This window comes from Streptomyces sp. 184 (assembly GCF_045781775.1).
In the GTDB taxonomy this organism is placed as follows: Bacteria; Actinomycetota; Actinomycetes; order Streptomycetales; family Streptomycetaceae; genus Streptomyces.
In genome coordinates, this window is the sequence record NZ_CP123230.1 from 7,469,846 (window position 1) to 7,483,650 (window position 13,805).

The 13,805-nt window shown below is 73.3% G+C and carries 14 protein-coding genes; 8 read left to right on the forward strand and 6 right to left on the reverse strand.

Going from position 1 to position 13,805, the window contains the following annotated elements:
- Positions 1 to 31: 31 nt before the first annotated feature.
- Entirely contained in the window at positions 32 to 277 is a 246-nt protein-coding gene (locus tag QBL21_RS31765; protein WP_407565672.1) for a DUF3263 domain-containing protein, read from the forward strand.
- A gap of 6 nt (positions 278 to 283) precedes the next feature.
- On the opposite strand, the gene QBL21_RS31770 is transcribed toward QBL21_RS31765, so the two are convergent.
- On the reverse strand, positions 284 to 1,567 hold the full coding sequence (locus tag QBL21_RS31770) for an ABC transporter substrate-binding protein (protein WP_407565673.1): 1,284 nt from the start codon (positions 1,565 to 1,567) through the stop codon (positions 284 to 286).
- Positions 1,568 to 1,823: 256 nt separating this feature from the next.
- On the opposite strand from QBL21_RS31770, the gene QBL21_RS31775 reads away from it, so the two are divergent.
- The 5 genes from QBL21_RS31775 (at position 1,824) to QBL21_RS31795 (ending at position 7,163) form a co-directional block, all read left to right on the forward strand.
- Positions 1,824 to 2,759: an SIS domain-containing protein gene (locus QBL21_RS31775; RefSeq protein ID WP_407565674.1), complete on the forward strand. Its 936-nt coding sequence runs from the start codon at positions 1,824 to 1,826 to the stop codon at positions 2,757 to 2,759.
- Positions 2,760 to 3,085: 326 nt separating this feature from the next.
- Positions 3,086 to 4,015, forward strand: coding sequence for an ROK family protein (locus QBL21_RS31780; RefSeq protein ID WP_407565675.1), 930 nt, complete (start codon positions 3,086 to 3,088; stop codon positions 4,013 to 4,015).
- Entirely contained in the window at positions 4,015 to 5,217 is a 1,203-nt protein-coding gene (gene nagA, locus QBL21_RS31785; RefSeq protein ID WP_407565676.1) for an N-acetylglucosamine-6-phosphate deacetylase, read from the forward strand. Before QBL21_RS31780 ends, nagA begins: the two co-directional genes overlap by 1 nt.
- A gap of 65 nt (positions 5,218 to 5,282) precedes the next feature.
- The gene (locus tag QBL21_RS31790; RefSeq protein WP_407566636.1) at positions 5,283 to 6,308 is read left to right on the forward strand and encodes a 1-phosphofructokinase family hexose kinase; all 1,026 of its coding nucleotides are present in this window, start codon (positions 5,283 to 5,285) and stop codon (positions 6,306 to 6,308) included.
- 3 nt (positions 6,309 to 6,311) lie between these two features.
- A complete protein-coding gene (locus tag QBL21_RS31795) occupies positions 6,312 to 7,163 on the forward strand; it encodes a ketose-bisphosphate aldolase (RefSeq protein ID WP_407565677.1) in 852 nt (283 codons plus the stop codon).
- A gap of 75 nt (positions 7,164 to 7,238) precedes the next feature.
- On the opposite strand, the gene QBL21_RS31800 is transcribed toward QBL21_RS31795, so the two are convergent.
- Both QBL21_RS31800 and cdgB read right to left on the reverse strand, forming a co-directional pair.
- Positions 7,239 to 8,213: a CBM35 domain-containing protein gene (locus QBL21_RS31800; protein WP_407565678.1), complete on the reverse strand. Its 975-nt coding sequence runs from the start codon at positions 8,211 to 8,213 to the stop codon at positions 7,239 to 7,241.
- Positions 8,214 to 8,397: 184 nt separating this feature from the next.
- Positions 8,398 to 10,098: a diguanylate cyclase CdgB gene (gene cdgB, locus QBL21_RS31805; RefSeq protein ID WP_407565679.1), complete on the reverse strand. Its 1,701-nt coding sequence runs from the start codon at positions 10,096 to 10,098 to the stop codon at positions 8,398 to 8,400.
- A gap of 350 nt (positions 10,099 to 10,448) precedes the next feature.
- Here cdgB and QBL21_RS31810 point away from each other — a divergent pair, with 350 nt between their 5' ends.
- On the forward strand, positions 10,449 to 10,988 hold the full coding sequence (locus QBL21_RS31810) for a flavin reductase family protein (protein WP_407565680.1): 540 nt from the start codon (positions 10,449 to 10,451) through the stop codon (positions 10,986 to 10,988).
- 60 nt (positions 10,989 to 11,048) lie between these two features.
- Here the strand turns inward: QBL21_RS31810 and arfB are convergent, their stop codons facing one another.
- Positions 11,049 to 11,480: an alternative ribosome rescue aminoacyl-tRNA hydrolase ArfB gene (gene arfB / locus QBL21_RS31815; RefSeq protein WP_407565681.1), complete on the reverse strand. Its 432-nt coding sequence runs from the start codon at positions 11,478 to 11,480 to the stop codon at positions 11,049 to 11,051.
- A 180-nt stretch (positions 11,481 to 11,660) separates the two neighbouring features.
- On the opposite strand from arfB, the gene QBL21_RS31820 reads away from it, so the two are divergent.
- Positions 11,661 to 12,236, forward strand: a complete 576-nt coding sequence (locus QBL21_RS31820; protein WP_407565682.1) for a TerD family protein — start codon at positions 11,661 to 11,663, stop codon at positions 12,234 to 12,236.
- Between the two features lie 94 nt (positions 12,237 to 12,330).
- Here QBL21_RS31820 and QBL21_RS31825 read toward each other — a convergent pair whose 3' ends face one another.
- Together QBL21_RS31825 and QBL21_RS31830 are read right to left on the reverse strand one after the other, a co-directional pair.
- The gene (locus QBL21_RS31825) at positions 12,331 to 12,909 is read right to left on the reverse strand and encodes a Uma2 family endonuclease (protein ID WP_407565683.1); all 579 of its coding nucleotides are present in this window, start codon (positions 12,907 to 12,909) and stop codon (positions 12,331 to 12,333) included.
- Between the two features lie 84 nt (positions 12,910 to 12,993).
- Positions 12,994 to 13,719 (reverse strand): pentapeptide repeat-containing protein, encoded by a 726-nt coding sequence (locus tag QBL21_RS31830; RefSeq protein WP_407565684.1) that lies wholly within the window; start codon positions 13,717 to 13,719, stop codon positions 12,994 to 12,996.
- Between the last annotated feature and the right edge of the window lie 86 nt (positions 13,720 to 13,805).

Sequence of the window (13,805 nt, forward strand, 5' to 3'; positions counted from 1 at the left end):
GACCCTACCGGCCCGCGGTAACGTGCAGGGCATGTCTGAGGGTGACCCGGCGCTGACCGAGCGGGACTTGGCCGTCCTGGCGCTGGAGAAGCGCGCGTGGCCGGGTCCGGGTGCGAAGGAACGGGCGATCCGGGAGGGTCTCGGCCTCTCCCCGACGCGCTACTACCAACTGCTCAACGCGCTCCTGGACGACCCGCGCGCGCAGGAACACGACCCGGTGACCGTCAAGCGCCTGCGGCGCGTCCGGCAGGCCCGCCGCGACGCCCGCGAGGGCTGACGGGCTCTACTCCTCCTCCGTCGTGGAGGCCGACTCCGCGATGCTCTGGAGGTTCGTCAGCACCCGCTCCGGCGGCTCGCCGCCCGACTCGGCCGCCTTGCCTATCTGCTTCTTCAGCTCCGCGTTCACCCGCGCCCACGACGTCTTGTTGTCCGGGTAGAAGACGGCGGTCTGGAGCTGGTCCAGGAACGGCTGGAGGTCCCTGCGGCCCTGGCTGAGCTTGTCCACCCCGGAGACCGTGGTCGGCAGCAGGTCGTAGCGCTGCGCGAACTTCAGCACGTTGGTGTCGTCGAAGAGGACGTCGAGGAACTTGCCGATCTCGGAGCGGCGGCCGTTGGCCTTGAACGCCATGATCCAGTCGGCGACGCCCATCGTGGACTCCGACGGGCCGTCCCGGCCCGGCAGCTTCTGCGCGATGCCGAAGTCGACCTTCTCCCGCCGCAGATCCTGCATCAGCGTCGGGTGGCCGAAGATCATGCCGACGTCGCCCTTGACGAAGTCGGCGAAGGCGGTGCGCCGGTTGGTCTCGGAGGGCGCGGCGTAGGTGAGGCCGGAGCCGACGAGGTTGTCGCGTATCCAGTTGAAGGTGTGGATGTTCTGCTCGGAGTCGATCGTGTAGCTGCCGACGTCGTCGGTGTACGCGCCACCGCCGCTGATCATCCACATCAGCGTCTCGCCCTGGGCCTCCTCGGGGCCGAGCGGGAGCGCGTACGGGATCTTCACGCCGGCGTCCTTGAGCGCCTGCGCGGCGTCGAGCAGTTCGTCCCAGTCCTTCGGCGCGTCCTCGGGGTCGGTGCCCAGGCCCGCGTCCTCGAAGAGGGACTTGTTGTAGAACAGCAGCCGCGAGCTGGAGACGAACGGCATGCCGTACTGCACGCGGTTGACCTCGCCGGCGGCGGCGAGGCTGGGCACGAAGTTGGCCTGGGTGGGGATGGAGAGCAACTCGTCGGTGCTGTAGAGCATGTCGCGGGAGCTGTACTCGGCGTACGGGCCCATCTGCGCGATGTCCGGCGGGTTGCCGTCCTTGACCATCTTGTCGACCTTGGCGTCGATGTCCTCCCACGGGATGATCTCGATGTCGACCGAGATGCCCGGGGTGTCGTTGGAGAACTTCGCCGCGAGCTGCTCCCAGTAGCGCCGGGAGGTGTCGGACTCGCCCGTCCCGTACTCGGCGGCCACCAGCTTCAGCGTGACATCGCCGCCGCCACTGCCGTCCCCGCACGCGCTCAGCGGTAGGGCCGCCGCTCCCGCGGCACCGGCTGCCGCCTTCAGAAATCCACGCCGCTGCACAGCTTTAGCCCACCTCGTACAGAATCATCTGAGGGGGCGAGTCTGACCGGAACGCCCCTCCCAGGTCTACACCAGATGGATATCACTTCCGTAACCACCGCCACTTACTGCCATTGCCGCACCGGGCACCGGGCTGATAGGGAGGCGGCGAGCTGAATCGCACACCAACGGTCGCGGAACAGCACGAAAGCGCGCACGATCGCAACACCGCGCGTGGCGACGTACGTACACCGGCACAACCAGGGAGCCGCACCTCATGGCAGCCGCAGAACCGTCCCGCACCGCCGCCGAGATAGCCACCCAGCCGAGTTGCTGGCGCCGAGCCCGGCAGGAGGCGGAGACCGTCACCGGGCTGCCGCGGCCCGGGGAGAGGGTCGCGGTGGTCGGCTGCGGCACGTCGTGGTTCATGGCGCAGGCGTACGCCGGGCTGCGCGAGGCGGCGGGGCAGGGGCACACGGACGCCTACGCCGCCTCGGAGTTCCCGGCTGGGCGGCGGTACGACCGGATGGTGGCGATCACCCGCTCCGGGACGACGACCGAGGTGCTGGACCTGCTGGCGGCGGTACGGGGCTCGGCGGGCACCGCGACGACCGCCCTCACGGCGGACGCGGGGACGCCCGTCGCCACGGCCGCGGACGAGCTGGTCACTCTGGCGTACGCGGACGAGGAGTCGGTGGTCCAGACCCGGTTCGCGACGACGGCGCTGGCGCTGCTGCGCGCCGGGCTCGAACTGCACGGGGCGCCGGCGGCGGGTGTGAAGTCCGTCACGGACGCGGCGGTCGACGCCGAGCTGGCGGTGACGCAGCCGCTGCCGCCGGAGCTGGCGGCGGCGGTGCAGTGGACGTTCCTGGGCCGGGGCTGGACCTGCGGTATCGCGGCGGAGGCGGCGCTGAAGATGCGCGAGGCGGCCGGGGCCTGGACGGAGAGCTACCCGGCGATGGAGTACCGGCACGGGCCGATGGCGATCACCGGTCCCGGGCGGGCGGTGTGGCACTTCGGCGAGCTGCCGGACGGGCTGGCGGCGGACGTGGGCCGGGTGGGCGGCCACCTGAGCGCGGAGTCGACGGCGCGAGGGCTCGACCCGATGGCGGACCTGGTACGGGCCCAGCGGCTGGCGGTGGCCGTGGCGGAGGCGAAGGGCTACGACCCGGACCGGCCGCGGAACCTGACGCGCAGCGTCGTCCTGCGGTAGGCCGTGCGGTAGGCCGTGCGGTAGGCCGTCGCACCCTCGCCGGTGCCGCGGTCGGCAGTGGGGCGCGGTCGGGAGCGATCGGGACCGGGCGCGGTCGGGAGCGGGCGCGGTCGGGAGCGGGCGCGGTCGGCGCGGTACTGCTGGCACCGGTCGTACGACACGGTCCTGCGTAGGCGGCCCGGCGGCGGCGTACGCCCGGCGCGTACGCCGTCCGCCGCCCCGCACCCCCCGCCCGCCAGGGCACTCACCCGGATACCGGTGGAAACCGGACCCGTCATCGCGACTGGACTAGACCTCTCGCCTCTTTACGGGCGAGACTGTTCCCCGTGAGACACGTCATCGCCCTCGATGTGGGCGGCACCGGCATGAAAGCCGCCCTCGTCGGGGCGGACGGCGCGCTGCTCCACGAAACGCGCCGGGCGACCCCGCGGGAGGCGGGGCCCGAGGCCGTCGTCGCCGCCGTCCTGGACTTCGCCGCGGAGCTGCGGGACACGGGGGTGGAGAAGTACGGCGAACCGGCCGTCGCCGCCGGTGTCGCGGTGCCCGGGATCGTGGACGACGCCGAGGGCGTCGCGGTGTTCTCGGCGAACCTCGGCTGGCGTGACGTACCGTTTCGCCGGCTTCTCGGCGAGCGGCTCACCTGCCCCGTCGCCGTCGGCCACGACCTGCGGACCGGCGGCCTCGCCGAGGGCCGGCTCGGCGCCGCGCGCGACGTGGACCGCTTCCTGTTCATCGCGCTCGGCACCGGCATCGCCGCCGCCATCGGCATCGACGGCCGCATCGAGCCCGGCGCGCACGGCGGCTCCGGCGAGATCGGCCACATCGTCGTACGCCCCGACGGGCCGCCCTGCGGCTGCGGGCAGCGCGGCTGCCTGGAGCGGCTGGCGTCCGCGTCCGCCGTGGGCGAGGCGTGGGCGACGGCCTGCGGCGACCCCGCCGCGACGGCCGCGGACTGCGCCAAGGCCGTGGAGTCCGGCGACCCGCTGGCCGAGGCCGTCTGGCAGGACGCCGTCGACGCCCTGGCCGGCGGCCTGATCACCGGCATCACCCTGCTCGACCCCCGCCGGATCGTCGTCGGCGGCGGCCTCGCCGAGGCCGGCGACACCCTGTTCGTACCGCTCACGCGCGCCGTCCGGGTGCGCATCACGTTCCAGACATCCCCACAGATCGTCCCGGCGGAGCTGGGAGACGCCGCCGCCTGCCTGGGCGCCGGGCAGCTCGCCTGGGACCTACTCGCCACGGAGGTAACCGCCTGATGCGGGATTCGATGCGGGAGGGCCGCACGGTGCTCACCGGCGCCCGTGTGGTCCAGCCGGCCGGCACCGTAGAGGACGCGCGGCTCACCGTCACGGACGGCCGGATCGCCGCGGTGTCACCGCAGGCGCCCGGGGAACCGCAGGCGCCCGGGGAACCGCGGGACGACGGCGGGCCCGCGGCCACCGACCTCTCCGGGCACTGGATCGTCCCCGGCTTCGTCGACGTCCACGTGCACGGCGCCGGCGGTGCCTCCTTCTCCGGCGGCACCCACGAAGAGGCCCGCACCGTCATCGACACCCACCGCAGGCACGGCACCACGACCATGCTCGCCTCCACCGTCACCGGCGACCTGGACGACCTGGCCCGCCAGGCCGCCGTCCTCGCCGAAATGGCCGAGGACGGCGAGCTGGCCGGCATTCACTTCGAGGGCCCGTTCATCTCCCCGCACCGCTGCGGCGCCCACCAGCCCGCGCTGCTGCGCGACCCCGCGCCCGCCGACGTGCGCAAGCTCGTCGAGGCCGGCCGCGGGCAGACCAGGATGCTCACGCTGGCGCCGGAGCTGCCGGGCGGCCTCGACTCCGTACGGCTCCTCGCCGACAGCGGCGTCATCGCCGCCGTGGGGCACACCGACTCCTCGTACGACGCGGTGCACGAGGCCGTCGAGGCCGGCGCCACCGTCGCCACCCACCTGTTCAACGCCATGCCCGCGCTCGGCCACCGCGCGCCCGGCCCGGTCGCCGCGCTGCTGGAGGACGAGCGGGTGACCGTCGAGCTGATCAACGACGGCGTGCACCTGCACCCGGCGGTGCTCCAGTTGGCGTTCCAGCGCGCCGGGAGCGGCCGGGTCGCGTTCATCACGGACGCGATGGGCGCCGCCGGCATGGGCGACGGGCGCTACCCGCTCGGCCCGATGGAGGTCGACGTGCTGGACGGCGTGGCCCGGCTGGTCGACGGCGGGTCGATCGCCGGCTCGACGCTCACGCTGGACACCGCGTTCCGCAGGGCGGTCACCGTCGACCGCCTGCCGGTCGGGGACGTCGTGGAGGCGCTGTCGGCGACGCCGGCCAAGCTCCTCGGCGCGTACGACCGGATCGGCTCGCTGGAGCCGGGGAAGGACGCGGACCTCGTCGTGCTGGACGAGCGGTTCGCTCTCGTCGGGATCATGCGCAAGGGTGCGTGGATCGTCGAACCCGGTAGCTGAGGCGCGCCGTCGGCGGCGCGCGCCGTCGACGGCACCCGGGCACCATGGCAGGATCTTTCGCGCACATGTTCCTCACCGTCACACTCAACCTCGCGCTCGACGTCACGTACCGGGTGCCGCGGCTGCGTGCCCACGAGTCCCACCGGATCACCGACGTCACCGAACGGCCGGGCGGCAAGGGCCTGAACGTCGCCCGGGTGCTCGCCGCGCTCGGCCACCCGGTGACCGTCACCGGCCTCGCCGGCGGCCCCACCGGCGCGCACGTGCGCGCTCTGCTGGCCGCCGAGGCGGGCCCGGTGACCGACGCACCGGTGACCGACGCGCTGGTGACCGACGCGCTGGTGACCGACGCGCTGGTGACCGACGCGCTGGTGGACGTCGCGGGCAACACGCGGCGCACGGTCGCGGTCGTCGACGGCAGTACGGGCGACACCACCCAGCTCAACGAGGCGGGCCCGGAGGTCACCGCCGGGGAGTGGGCGGCGTTCCTCGACGCGTACACGGCGCTCCTGACGGACGCCGGCGAAGGGGCCGGGCCCGTGCGGGCCGTGGCGCTGTGCGGCAGCCTGCCGCCCGGGGCGCCCGCCGGCGCGTACGCCGAGCTGGTACGCGCCGCGCACGCCGCCGGCGTACCCGTCCTGCTCGACTCCAGCGGCGACCCCCTGCTCCACGGCGTCGCCGCCCACCCCGACCTGATCAAGCCCAACGCCGAGGAGCTGACCCGGCTCACCGGCACCGCCGAGCCGCTGCGCGCCGCCGACGACGCCCGCCGCCGCGGCGCCCGTGCCGTCGTCGCCTCGCTCGGCGCCGCCGGGCTGCTCGCCGTCACCGCCGACGGCACCTGGCGCGCCGCACCGCCGCGGCACGTGCCGGGCAACCCCACCGGCGCCGGCGACTCCGCCGTCGCCGGGCTGCTGTCCGGGCTCGCCGAGGGGCTCGACTGGCCCGCCCGGCTCGCCCGCGCGGTGGCGCTGTCCGCGGCGACCGTCGCCGCGCCCGTGGCAGGCGAGTTCGACGCCGCCGTCTACGCGGAGACACTGCCGCTGATCGAGATCACGTCGGGCCGCGGTACGGCCCGGGATGGGGCCTGAAAGATGCCACTCACGACCACCGGAGAACTCGTCACCGCGGCCCGCGCCGCGGGCCACGGCGTGGCCGCCTTCAACGTCATCACGCTGGAGCACGCCGAGGCCATCGCCGCCGGCGCGGAGGCCGCGGGCGCGCCCGCGGTGCTCCAGATCTCGGAGAACGCCGTACGGTTCCACCACGGCCGGCTCGCGCCCATCGCCGCCGCGACGGCGGCCGTCGCGAACGCCTCGTCCGCGCAGTTGTCGCTGCACCTGGACCACGTCGTCTCCACCGACCTGCTGCACTCCGCACACGGGCTGGGCTTCAGCTCGGTGATGTTCGACGCCTCGAAGCTGTCCTACGCCGAGAACGTCAGGGCCACCGCGGAGGCCGTGCACTGGGCGCACGAGCACGCGATCTGGATCGAGGCGGAGCTGGGGAAGGTCGGCGGCAAGGAGGGCGAGGCGCCGCTCGACGCGCACGCGCCGGGGGTGCGTACGGACCCGGCAGAGGCGGTCGCGTACGTCACGGGCACCGGGGTCGACGCACTGGCCGTCGCGGTGGGCAGCTCGCACGCGATGACCGAGCGCACCGCGGCGCTGGACCACGAGCTGATCGGCCGGCTGCGGACGGCGGTCGCGGTGCCGCTGGTGCTGCACGGCTCGTCCGGGGTGCCGGACGCGGAGCTGCGGCAGGCGGTGGCGGCGGGGATGGTGAAGATCAACGTCGGTACGGCCCTGAACACCGCGTTCACCGGCGCGGCCCGCGAGCACCTGGACGCGAACCCGGCCGTGGTGGACCCGCGCAAGTACCTGGCGCCGGGGCGGGACGCGATGGCGGCGACGGTGCGCCGGTTCCTGGAGGTCGTCGGCGGCTGACGGTCGCGGAGACGGTCACGGGCCCGTCGCGCACCTGCGCGGCGGGCCCGTATCAGCGCGAGGGCGCGGGCGGCCCTAGGACGTGACCTGGCCTTCCTTGAGCCACACCTGGCTGATCGCGGTCTGGCATTCCTTGTTGCCCGACTCACAGGACAGCTTGATCTCGTTGGCGCCCTCGTCCAGGGAGATCCACGAGTAGGTACGGGTCCAGCCGGCCAGCCAGTCGTCCTTCTTGGCCTTCGCGAAGTTCCCCAGGTTCAACGGCCGGCCCTCCGCCTCACCGTTGACCGTGAGGGTGAGCTCGGCGTCCGTACCGGGCACGCTGTAGCCGACGAAGAGCGTGTACTCCCCGGCCTTGGACACCTCGGGCTTCCAGGTCGCGGACGCACCCGCGGTCTCCAGGCCGTGGACGTACGAGCCGTCCTCGGAGACGTTCGCGTCGTTGCCGACGACCGCGCCGCCGGCCAGGGCCAGCTTCGTGCCGTCCTCGGTGGGCGGGGCGGTCGGGTCCTTCTTCGGCTTGTCGTCGCCGTTCTTGCCGCCGTCGCCCTTGGCGTCGGGGCTGGGCGCGACGGACTCGGAACCACCACCGCCGACGTCCCCGTCCTCGCCGTCACCGCTGAAGAGCACCGCGGCGACGATGGCGATCACGACCGTGGCGACCACCGCGACCGCGCCGAGCATCAGCCCGTTCCGCCCGCCGCCGCGCCCGCGGCGCGGGCCCTCGCCGGGGCCGCCGGGCGAGAAGGACGGGGGCTGCGGCGGCGGGCCGCCGTAGGTCTCGGGCGCCGCGTAGTGCGGGCTGGGGCTGGACTGGCCGTACGGATACGCCTGCTGGGGCGGCACCTGCTGCGCGGCCTGCTGGCCGCCGTAGGTGCGCTCGCCGACCGCTCTGACCTGGGTGTACGACGTCCGCGGCACTCCGGGGGCGGGTGCCGTGCCCTCGCCTGGCCCCGGTACCGGTGCGGCACCGCCCTCGGGGCGGTACAGGTGGGCGAAGGGGTCGTCGTCCTCGGGCGGCGTGCCCGCACCGTGGTTGCCGGCCGTCATCTCCCTCTCACTCCCTGATGGGCGTTGCGTCCCGGCCGGTGAAGCGCCGGCCAAGCAGCGAGCCTACCCCGTCCGGAGCAGTCCCCGAGCGTCGCTTCGGTCGACTGTGGACGAAGCCACGACGGCCGCCTGTGGACAACCCGCCGCGGCCGAACGGCGGAGCCCGCGGCCCGTACGCGCGCCACTAGCCTGCCCGGCGGTGTGAACGGCCCTGCGAGCGGGCCCGCTTCTCCCGGTACATGAGCTGGTCCGCCGAGCTGAGGATCTCCTCGGTCGACGTCCCGCACATCGCCCAGCCGGTGCCGATGCTCGCGCCGACGCGCACCGCCCGGCCGTCCACCCGGATCGGCGGGATGATCGCGTTCCGCAGCCGCACCGCCAGGTCCTCGGCGCCGCCGGGGGTCAGGCCGTCGGCCAGCACCACGAACTCGTCGCCGCCCAGCCGCGCGACGGTGTCGCCGTCGCGGACCGCGTGGGTCAGCCGCTGCGCGACGGCGATGAGCACGGCGTCACCGGTGTTGTGCCCGAAGCGGTCGTTGATGGACTTGAAGCCGTCGAGGTCGCAGAAGAGCACCGCGAGCCCCTTGCCCGCGGACTCCCCGCCGCCGCCCTCGGGGACCATCGCGTGCACATGGTGCTCGTACGGACCGGGGCCGCCCCACTGCTGCTCCTCGGCGCCGTCCGGGCCGAAGCCGTGCCCGTTGCTGTCGACCTCGCCGCGGGCCGGCGCACCGGCGCCGACGATGGCCCGCCCGCGCGGCCCGGGCAGCCCGGCGGCGGAGTGGCTGACGGCGCCGGTGTACAGCTCCGGCGGCCGGTCGCAGAGCCGGGCGGTGAGGCGGGCGCGCAGCTCGGCGGCGTTGGGCAGGCCGGTGAGCGAGTCGTGGCTGGCGCGGTGCGCGAGCTGGGCCTCGTGGCGCTTGCGCTCCTCGATGTCCTCGACGTGGGTGAGGAGGTAGCGCGGGCCGTCGGCGGCGTCGGCGACCACCGAGTTGCGCAGGTTCACCCACACGTACGTGCTGTCGCGGCGGGCGAGGCGCAGCTCGGCCTTGCCGCCCTCGGCGAAGGTGCGCAGCAGGGTGCCGACGTCCTCGGGGTGGACGAGGTCGGAGAACGACAGCCGGCGCAGGCTCGACGGCTGGCGGCCCAGCAGCCGGCACAGCGCGTCGTTCGTACGGATCAGCCGCCCGTGGTCGTCGCCGCCCATCTCCGCGACGGCCATGCCGCTGGGCGCGTACTCGAACGCCTGGCGGAAGCTCTCCTCGCTGGCGCGCAGCGCCTGCTGCTCGCGCTCCAGGCGCACCAGCGCGCGCTGCATGTTGGCCCGCAGCCGGGCGTTGGTGATCGCTATGGCGGCCTGCGAGGCGTACATCTGGAGGGCCTCACGGCCCCAGGGGGTCGGCACCCGGCCGTTGGCCGGCTTGTCGACGGACAGGACGCCGAGCAGCTCCCGGCCGGCGTCGTAGATCGGCGCGAAGAGTCGGTCACCGGTGGCCCAGTCGCCGGGCGCGGAGGGCGGCGGGACGACCGGGTGCGTCTGCGGCACCTCGTCGTCGTCGAGGACCCAGCCCTCGCTGTGGGGTATGTAGCGCAGCTCGCCCCACTCGACGCCCATGTGGAGCCGGCGCTCCCACGCCTCGCGCGGGCCGACCCGGCCGCCCATGATCGCCTCGGCGGTGGGATCGCCGCCGACGGCGGCGACGACGAGGTCGCCGTCTGGCCGTACGAGGTTCACCGCGGACACCTCGTAACCGAGGGCGACGAGCCCGTCCGCAACGCTCTGGAGTGTGTCGGCGAGGCTGCGCGTCTGGTTCAGGTCCGCGAGGACCTGATGCAGCCGGCGCAGGCTCGCCAGCCTTACGTAAGGCTCTGCCTCCGTCTCCATACCTGCCCTCCCGTCTCGCCCCGACCTCGGCGGAAGACCCCCGCGTGGAATTTCACCAACGACACGGCCACTGAATCACAGCCCGCTCTTCGGCGGGTACACAGGGTCAACATTGGATGCTCTCTGTGACTCAAGTCACAGGATGGGAAGGTGTTAACCGGCGTGCGACCAAGGCTTGCACGCCGGTCCCCGGGAGCTTCGCGCCGGGGGTCCCCGCGGCCGGGCCCGCGAGGGCTCCGCGCCTGGTCCGGGCGGGAGTCCGGGGCCGCTGGGACGGGGCGGAGACCTAGGACTCCGTTCCGCCCTCGGCCCGATGCCCGGGGCCCGTTCGTCCCGTTACGGTTCGAGGCGTGCTGCATGAGACGCAAACGGTGGACCATCCTGTTGGGGTGAGCGAGGAGCAGTTCCGGGCGGCCATGAGCCGATTGGCCGCGGGCGTGGTGCTGGTCACGGCGTACGACCCGGACCCCGGACTGGACGGCGAGGACGTGGGGATGACGGCGACCGCGTTCCTGTCGGTGTCCCTCGACCCCCCGCTGGTGATGGTCAGCGTGCGCAACGGCTCCCGCATGGACGACCTGCTGACGGAGCGCGAGGAGTGGGCGGCGTCGGTGCTCTCCGAGAGCCAGCGGCACATCGCCGGGCGGTTCGCGATGAAGGGGCGGATCAGCGACCGGCTGCTCTTCGACGACATCCCGTACACGCGCGGCGAGGTCACGGGGTGCGCGCTGGTGGGCGGGGCGCTGGCGACGGTGGAGTGCCGGACGGAGCAGCGGGTGGTGGCGGGGGACCACACGCTGGTCATCGGGCGGGTGCTGAGCGCGACGCAGCCGAGTTCCGACGGGAGCCCGCTGACGTACTTCCGGGGGCGGTACCGGACGCTGGGGTGAGGATTCACACCTTCGCGTTGGCGACGGCAGCCGCGGCGGCGGGAGCCGCTGGGGCGGGAGTCACTGGCCCCAGCCGCGGCCCGTACGGCCGCGCTTGACGTCCGACCGCTGCTTCTTCTCCCGCAGCCGGCGCTCGTTGACCCCCCGCGGGACCTTCCGCTTCCGCCGCGGCGCGGGCGGCGGCGCCGTGGCCTCCGCGAGCAGCGCGGCGAGCCGTACGGCGGCCGTCTCACGGTTGCGCCACTGCGAACGGTGCTCGCTCGCCCGCACCACGACGTGCCCGTCGACGAGCCGGTCCGCGAGCCGCTCCAGGGCCCGCTCCTTCCACACCGGCGGCAGCGACCGCGTACGCGCGAGGTCGAAGCGGACCTCGGCCTGGGTGTCGCTGGTGTTCACGTGCTGACCGCCCGGGCCCGAGGAACGGGAGAAACGCCAGAGCAGCTCGGCCTCCGGGAGGGCGACCGAGCCGCGGATGCGGTGTGGACCGGACATGTCACCTATGATCCCGCGCGGATGTTCGGCCTGTCACGTCGTTTGTCCGCACGTGCCCGCACCCGCCGTCACCCGGAAGGCGGTGGGCGTACGGTGCGTGGAACCGGGTAGGGCACACCGGCGTTGTGGTCCGTAGACGAGGCTCCGGCACGTGGAGCCAGAACCAGGAGGGGACTCCCCATGCCCGTAAGCCTGTCCAAGGGCGGCAACGTATCGCTCACCAAGGAAGCCCCCGGGCTGACCGCCGTCACGGTCGGACTCGGCTGGGACGTCCGCACCACGACCGGGGTGGACTTCGACCTCGACGCGAGCGCCATCGCGGTGAACGCCGAGGGCAAGGTCTTCTCCGACCAGCACTTCATCTTCTTCAACAACCGGCAGTCGCCGGACCAGACGATCGTGCACACCGGTGACAACGTCACCGGCGAGGGCGCGGGCGACGACGAGCAGATCAACGTCAACCTCGCCGGCCTGCCGGCGGACATCGACAAGATCGTCTTCCCGGTCTCGATCTACGACGCCGAGACCCGCAGCCAGAACTTCGGCCAGGTGCGCAACGCCTACATCCGCGTCGTGAACCAGGCCGGGGGCACGGAGATCGCCCGCTACGACCTCACCGAGGACGCGGCGACGGAGACCGCGATGGTCTTCGGCGAGCTGTACCGCAACGGCGCGGAGTGGAAGTTCCGCGCGGTCGGCCAGGGCTACGCCTCGGGCCTGGCGGGCATCGCCCAGGACTTCGGCGTCACCGTCTGACCCACGGGGTCCGCAGGACGTCCGGCAACACCGAGTGGCCCGCCGCGCCCCCGCGCGGCGGGCCACTCGCGGCTCCGGACCGGAACGGGGCGGGTCAGAACTCGGCGGTGTCCAGCTCGAAGTCGAACGGCTTGGGCAGCATGATCTTCTTGCCCAGCGCCACCTGCTGGCTGCGCGTGTACTTCCCTCCGCTCGGCTCGCTGTGCACCGAGACGACGCCTTCTTCACGGTCGACGAGCACGTAGACCGGAATCTCGGCGTGGGCGTAGCCGCGCAGCTTCTTCTCGCGATCGTTGCCACCCGTGGACGGAGAGGTAATCTCCGCGACAAGCAGGGCCGGAGCAGGGTCGTGCCATTCGAGCTGGTCCCGATAGCTATCCCAAGGGGCGACCACCACATCGGGAATTACTCTGTCCCTCACCTCGCCACCGGGGAGTTCCAGACCGATTCCCGTGTACCTCGCAAGACTCCTGTCGTGGTCGAAGACCTGGTCGTTGAACCTGACGACGATCTGTTCGTGCTCACCGTTGGCCGGAGGCGTCACGTGGATTTGCCCTTCGATCAGTTCCACGCGCCGTCCTTGCGGAACGGCTGCGCTTGCCGCGAAGAAGGCGTCCTCGACCGGGTCGTTTGCAGTCACGAGCACCTCGCGCTCGGGAATAGTCAAAGCCATGATGACCTCCTTCGTCGGAAGGACGCTTTCAGCCTAGGCGAGATCGCGTGGCGGCATCGGCGACGCCTTCACCCGAACGGGTGTTCAGGGACGTTTCTGCACGTCATCCCACGCCCGCACCTCCACCCCCACCTGGGCGGCGAAGGCCGGGGCCAGGGCGAGGAGTTGGTCCGGGCTGATGACGGCGCCGGAGAGGCGGTCCACGCCGCGTTCCAGGGTGAGGTCCGCCGCGCGGCGGAAGTCCACGTCCGTCAGGCGGGCGCCGGAGAGGTCGGCGCGCTGGACCGCGCAGCCCTCGAACGCCACGCGCTCCAGCCGGGCGTCCGCGAAGTCCGGGTCCACCAGGACGCAGTCCTCGAAGACGACGTCGGTCAGCCGGGCCGCCCGCAGGTTCAGGAAGTCCGCCTTGCCGCCCCGCACCACCACCCGCTCCAGCGTCGCCCCGTGCAACTGCACCCCGCCGAGCCGGGTGTCCGTCAGCTCCACGTCCCGCAGCGTCGCGCCCGCCAGGTCCGTCCCCGCGCCGCGCACCTCCTCCAGCACCGAGTCGATCAGCCGCGCGTTCGGCAGCCGGGCCGCGTCCAGCACGCAGCGGCGCAGCGCGCAGTCCATGAAGCGGGCGCCCGCGCCGTCCGCGCCGGTCAGGTCGAGGCCGGCGAACTCCAGCGCGTCGTAGTCCCCGTCGGGCTCCAGGTCCGCCGCGCGGGGCGCTCCCGCGTCGCCCCCGTCCCCCGCCCCGTACGGCTCCAGGGCCTCCGGCAGCCGCACCGACGGCCGCCGCGGCGCCTTGATCGTCTTCCGCTTCGTCATGCGCCCCATCGTGACCTACGGCACTGACAGCGGCCCCGATGTCACATTCCGGACCCCCTGGTTCGTCTCTTGCGCAGAACGTGCGA

Coding starts and splice junctions, on each gene's coding strand:
- QBL21_RS31765 (WP_407565672.1), top strand. CDS start 32: ATGTCTGAGGGTGACCCGGCGCTGACCGAGCGGGACTTGGCCGTCCTG.
- QBL21_RS31775 (WP_407565674.1), top strand. CDS start 1,824: ATGGCAGCCGCAGAACCGTCCCGCACCGCCGCCGAGATAGCCACCCAG.
- nagA (WP_407565676.1), top strand. CDS start 4,015: ATGCGGGATTCGATGCGGGAGGGCCGCACGGTGCTCACCGGCGCCCGT.
- QBL21_RS31790 (WP_407566636.1), top strand. CDS start 5,283: ATGTTCCTCACCGTCACACTCAACCTCGCGCTCGACGTCACGTACCGG.
- QBL21_RS31795 (WP_407565677.1), top strand. CDS start 6,312: ATGCCACTCACGACCACCGGAGAACTCGTCACCGCGGCCCGCGCCGCG.
- QBL21_RS31800 (WP_407565678.1), bottom strand. CDS start 8,213: ATGACGGCCGGCAACCACGGTGCGGGCACGCCGCCCGAGGACGACGAC.
- cdgB (WP_407565679.1), bottom strand. CDS start 10,098: ATGGAGACGGAGGCAGAGCCTTACGTAAGGCTGGCGAGCCTGCGCCGG.
- arfB (WP_407565681.1), bottom strand. CDS start 11,480: ATGTCCGGTCCACACCGCATCCGCGGCTCGGTCGCCCTCCCGGAGGCC.
- QBL21_RS31820 (WP_407565682.1), top strand. CDS start 11,661: ATGCCCGTAAGCCTGTCCAAGGGCGGCAACGTATCGCTCACCAAGGAA.
- QBL21_RS31825 (WP_407565683.1), bottom strand. CDS start 12,909: ATGGCTTTGACTATTCCCGAGCGCGAGGTGCTCGTGACTGCAAACGAC.
- QBL21_RS31830 (WP_407565684.1), bottom strand. CDS start 13,719: ATGACGAAGCGGAAGACGATCAAGGCGCCGCGGCGGCCGTCGGTGCGG.